The 4,104-nt window shown below is 52.3% G+C and carries 4 protein-coding genes, 2 tRNA genes and 1 pseudogene; all 7 read left to right on the top strand.

Annotated features, from left to right (window positions below):
• Nucleotides 1–144 (top strand): SEC-C metal-binding domain-containing protein (locus ACLQ7H_RS03435; protein WP_411751462.1); only part of this gene is annotated, 144 nt, incomplete at its 5' end.
• A gap of 37 nt (nt 145–181) precedes the next feature.
• Nucleotides 182–1,030, top strand: coding sequence for a formyltetrahydrofolate deformylase (gene purU, locus ACLQ7H_RS03440; RefSeq protein WP_248947219.1), 849 nt, complete (start codon nt 182–184; stop codon nt 1,028–1,030).
• A gap of 212 nt (nt 1,031–1,242) precedes the next feature.
• A tRNA-Tyr gene (locus ACLQ7H_RS03445) sits at nt 1,243–1,327 on the top strand.
• 226 nt (nt 1,328–1,553) lie between these two features.
• Nucleotides 1,554–1,638, top strand: a tRNA-Tyr gene (locus ACLQ7H_RS03450).
• 479 nt (nt 1,639–2,117) lie between these two features.
• A complete protein-coding gene (locus ACLQ7H_RS03455; RefSeq protein WP_411751460.1) occupies nt 2,118–2,690 on the top strand; it encodes a TIGR00730 family Rossman fold protein in 573 nt (190 codons plus the stop codon).
• 102 nt (nt 2,691–2,792) lie between these two features.
• Nucleotides 2,793–3,596 carry an exodeoxyribonuclease III gene (gene xthA / locus ACLQ7H_RS03460; protein WP_411751461.1) on the top strand — a complete coding sequence of 268 codons (804 nt, stop codon included), beginning with the start codon at nt 2,793–2,795 and terminating at the stop codon, nt 3,594–3,596.
• Between the two features lie 44 nt (nt 3,597–3,640).
• Nucleotides 3,641–4,033 (top strand): annotated as a pseudogene (locus ACLQ7H_RS03465) (pyrimidine (deoxy)nucleoside triphosphate diphosphatase); the annotation flags it as partial.
• Between the last annotated feature and the right edge of the window lie 71 nt (nt 4,034–4,104).

Here is a 4,104-nt window from a genome sequence, read left to right on the forward strand (position 1 = left end):
GAGAGTGCCATGCATGAGCGTTCCCGCTTCCTTCGCCTTGAACAACGCTGGTACTATATCGACGGAACCAAACCTCAACCGGGCAGAAATGCCATTTGCCCCTGCGGTTCAGGTAAAAAATATAAAAAGTGCTGCGGGCAATAAGCCTGCGGGTTAAGAATCAGACGGAATCGACACACTCATGCCACAGCAAAACGTACAAAGAAAAATTTTACGCACCATCTGCCCCGATGCCAAAGGGCTGATCGCCAAGATCACCAACATTTGTTACAAGCACGAACTGAACATTGTGCAGAACAATGAGTTTGTCGATCACCTTACCGGTCGTTTCTTTATGCGTACCGAGCTGGAAGGGATCTTCAATGACGCGACTTTGTTGGCCGATCTGGACGGCGCGTTACCTGAGGGTTCAGTGCGCGAACTGCACAGTGCAGGCCGCCGCCGTATTGTGGTGCTGGTAACCAAAGAAGCCCACTGCCTGGGCGATCTGCTGATGAAAAGCGCCTATGGCGGTCTGGACGTTGAGATTGCCGCCGTCATTGGCAACCACACCACGTTGCAGACGCTGGTTGAGCGCTTTGACATTCCGTTCCATCTGGTCAGCCACGAAGGCCTGACGCGTGAACAGCATGATCAACAGATGATCGCACAGATCGACCAATACCAGCCGGATTACGTGGTCTTGGCCAAGTATATGCGCGTGCTCACCCCGGCTTTCGTTCAGCATTACCCGAATCAGGTGATCAATATTCACCATTCGTTCCTGCCGGCCTTTATCGGTGCTCGCCCTTATCACCAGGCCTATGAGCGTGGCGTGAAGATCATCGGGGCAACGGCGCACTACGTGAACGACAGCCTGGATGAAGGCCCAATCATTATGCAGGACGTTATTCATGTCGATCACACCTATTCGGCAGAAGATATGATGCGTGCCGGGCGTGACGTGGAGAAAAACGTGCTTAGCCGCGCACTGTATCGTGTGCTGGCTCAACGCGTGTTCGTCTACGGTAACCGCACGGTGATCCTGTAATTGGTTAACAAAGCGGTGTCTTTCGTTCACGGAAGCACCGCTGAGAATAAAAAAGCGACAAACAATTCATTTTCTGCATTTCAATGCTTTACACAAGCGCTTCATTTGATATGATGCGCCCCGCTTACCGAGACAGACGTTTCGCAAGCCATTATGTTGTACCAAGGGATCTAGCCGATTCCCAGTAAATAGTAGTGAACCATGAGCATCATGGTGGGGTTCCCGAGCGGCCAAAGGGAGCAGACTGTAAATCTGCCGTCACAGACTTCGAAGGTTCGAATCCTTCCCCCACCACCATCTTCTTCTCAGCCACTAAAATGAAATGTTGTTCAGAGTTTCATTTAGCACTGAAGGGGAAGGATGAGAAGCTTCGACCAAGGTTCGAGTCCACGCAGTGGACAACGCGCTTGCGCGGTAATCCTTCTCACCACCACCGTAACTGTGGCCAGAGAGATGGATAAATCAGCACTACCAGAAAGATTTTGCCAACTTTCTGTTCAAAATTAGTAACCATGAATACCATGGTGGGGTTCCCGAGCGGCCAAAGGGAGCAGACTGTAAATCTGCCGTCACAGACTTCGAAGGTTCGAATCCTTCCCCCACCACCATCTCTTTACATATCTCCCAAACTTTAAATCATCGCTTCACCCCCATGCACCACCGAATTGGGAAGGATGAGAGGCTTCGACCAAGGTTCGAGTCCACGCAGTGGACAACGCGCCTGCGCGGTCATCCTCCCCACCACCATCCTTGTACTCCTCCTCAAACTAAATATTTCCGTCGTATCATCATGTACTACCGAACTAATAGCGGCTCCTTATTGTGCTACAGGTGGAAGTCATACAGAACGCCGACACGCCGTAAACCCGTCCCTTGGGGCTCGCAATCGCGCATCCAGCGCTCAACGGTCGGCTAACCTGCAATGACTCCCACCTGTCTCAAGCTTGGGTGTCGCGGTATAAAACACTACCTAGTTTCATCTCTACGAAGTCATCCTCCTCATCGCCATCGCAATACCAATTCCCCTTGAACAAAATCCCACAATTCGCTATACCACTGGCTTCGTTAAAAGCAGCAAGGGAAAGTCATGCGTAACAACATTTGTATCTTTTGTGGTGCCAGCGAGGGCAATAATCCAACCTACGTCGAGAACGCGCGCCAACTAGGCCATCTGCTTGCCACTCAAGGGCGGCGTCTGGTGTATGGCGGTGGTAAAAAAGGATTAATGGGTGTGGTAGCGGACGCGGTGCTAGAGGCCGGTGGTGAAGCAATAGGCATCATTCCCCAACGGTTGGTCAAGGCCGAAACGGCGCACCGTGGCCTGACCGAGTTGGAAATCGTCCCCGACATGCACACCCGTAAAGCACGGATGGCCGAACTGGCCGACGGCTTTATTGCCCTGCCTGGCGGTATCGGTACGCTGGAAGAGCTGTTCGAAATCTGGACCTGGGGGCAGATCGGCTACCACAGCAAGCCGGTCGGGCTACTGGATGTTAACGGTTTTTACCACCCGCTAAGCCAGTTTTTACAGCACGTCGCCGATCAAGGCTTTATGCGGCATGATTATCTCAAGACCCTGCATATCAGCGATTCGCCGGCAGCCTTAATCCAGCGGTTTGATGACTATCAGCCACAGAATTACGACCGCTGGGCGAAATAATCCCTGGCTACCAGCGGCAAACCGCCGCTGGTCCGCGTTACATTTTCGGCCAAACTCTGCTACTATCTGAACACATTTTTTCGGATAAAAACGGCAGTGCTCATGAAGTTTGTTTCTTTTAATATCAATGGACTGCGTGCACGTCCGCATCAACTGGCAGCAATTATCGAGCAGCATCAGCCGGATGTGATCGGCCTGCAGGAAACCAAAGTCCACGACGATATGTTCCCGCTGGAAGAAGTCAGCCAACACGGCTATCACGTGTTCTATCATGGGCAGAAAGGCCATTACGGCGTCGCGTTGCTGACTAAAGATGAACCTCTTGCCATACGCCGCGGTTTTCCTACTGATGAAGAAGATGCACAGCGTCGTATCATCATGGCCGACCTGGCGACACCACAAGGCACATTGACGGTGATTAATGGTTACTTCCCGCAAGGAGAAAGCCGCGACCACCCAATCAAATTCCCTGCCAAAACTCGCTTCTATCAAGATCTGCAAAATTATCTGCAACAACTGCCGGCAGAGTCGCAGGTATTGATCATGGGCGATATGAACATCAGCCCAAGCGATCTGGATATCGGCATTGGTGAAGAGAACCGCAAACGTTGGTTGCGCACGGGCAAGTGTTCCTTCCTGCCGGAAGAGCGTGAGTGGATGGGACGCCTGCTGGACTGGGGGCTGGTAGATACCTACCGTCATGCCAACCCTGAGCGTAACGATGAGTTCTCATGGTTTGACTATCGTTCGCGCGGTTTTGATGAAAACCGTGGCCTGCGCATCGATCTGCTGTTGGCTAATACCTCATTGGCTGCTCGCTGTACCGCCACCGGTATTGATTATCAGATCCGTGGAATGGAAAAACCCTCAGACCATGCTCCTGTCTGGGCCGAGTTCGCGCTGTAATCTCCCTGCCCCGATGCACTTCGGGGCAATATTGAATCCAAGCTATGAAAATCATTGATGTCGTTGCCGCCATTATCGAACAAGATGGCAAGATCCTGCTCGCTCAACGCGATAGCAACAGCGATCAAGCTGGCCTATGGGAGTTTCCCGGTGGTAAGGTCGAAATGGCTGAGAGCCAATCCCAGGCACTCGTTCGCGAGCTGAGGGAAGAGTTGGGTATTATCGCCAAGGTGGGGAGCTTTGTGGCCAGCAATCAGTGGCAACAAAAGGAGAGGATTATCCGGCTACATGCTTGGCAGGTTGACTCCTTCAGCGGGGAATTACAGCTACATTGCCATAGCGCATTTGCTTGGGTAACGCCCGAGCAGGCGAGAGATTACCCGCTAGCCCCCGCCGATATTCCCCTGTTGGAAAGTTATATCCGCTTATTATCCCCCCTCACCCCAACCCCCTCCCACTGTACAGACCGGGGACATCATGAACACTTGTTCGGGGACATGGTAGACAC

This window comes from Serratia sp. (in: enterobacteria) (assembly GCF_046715635.1).
Taxonomy (GTDB): Bacteria; Pseudomonadota; Gammaproteobacteria; order Enterobacterales; family Enterobacteriaceae; genus Chania.

Coding starts and splice junctions, on each gene's coding strand:
- xthA (WP_411751461.1), top strand. CDS start 2,793: ATGAAGTTTGTTTCTTTTAATATCAATGGACTGCGTGCACGTCCGCAT.
- ACLQ7H_RS03455 (WP_411751460.1), top strand. CDS start 2,118: ATGCGTAACAACATTTGTATCTTTTGTGGTGCCAGCGAGGGCAATAAT.
- purU (WP_248947219.1), top strand. CDS start 182: ATGCCACAGCAAAACGTACAAAGAAAAATTTTACGCACCATCTGCCCC.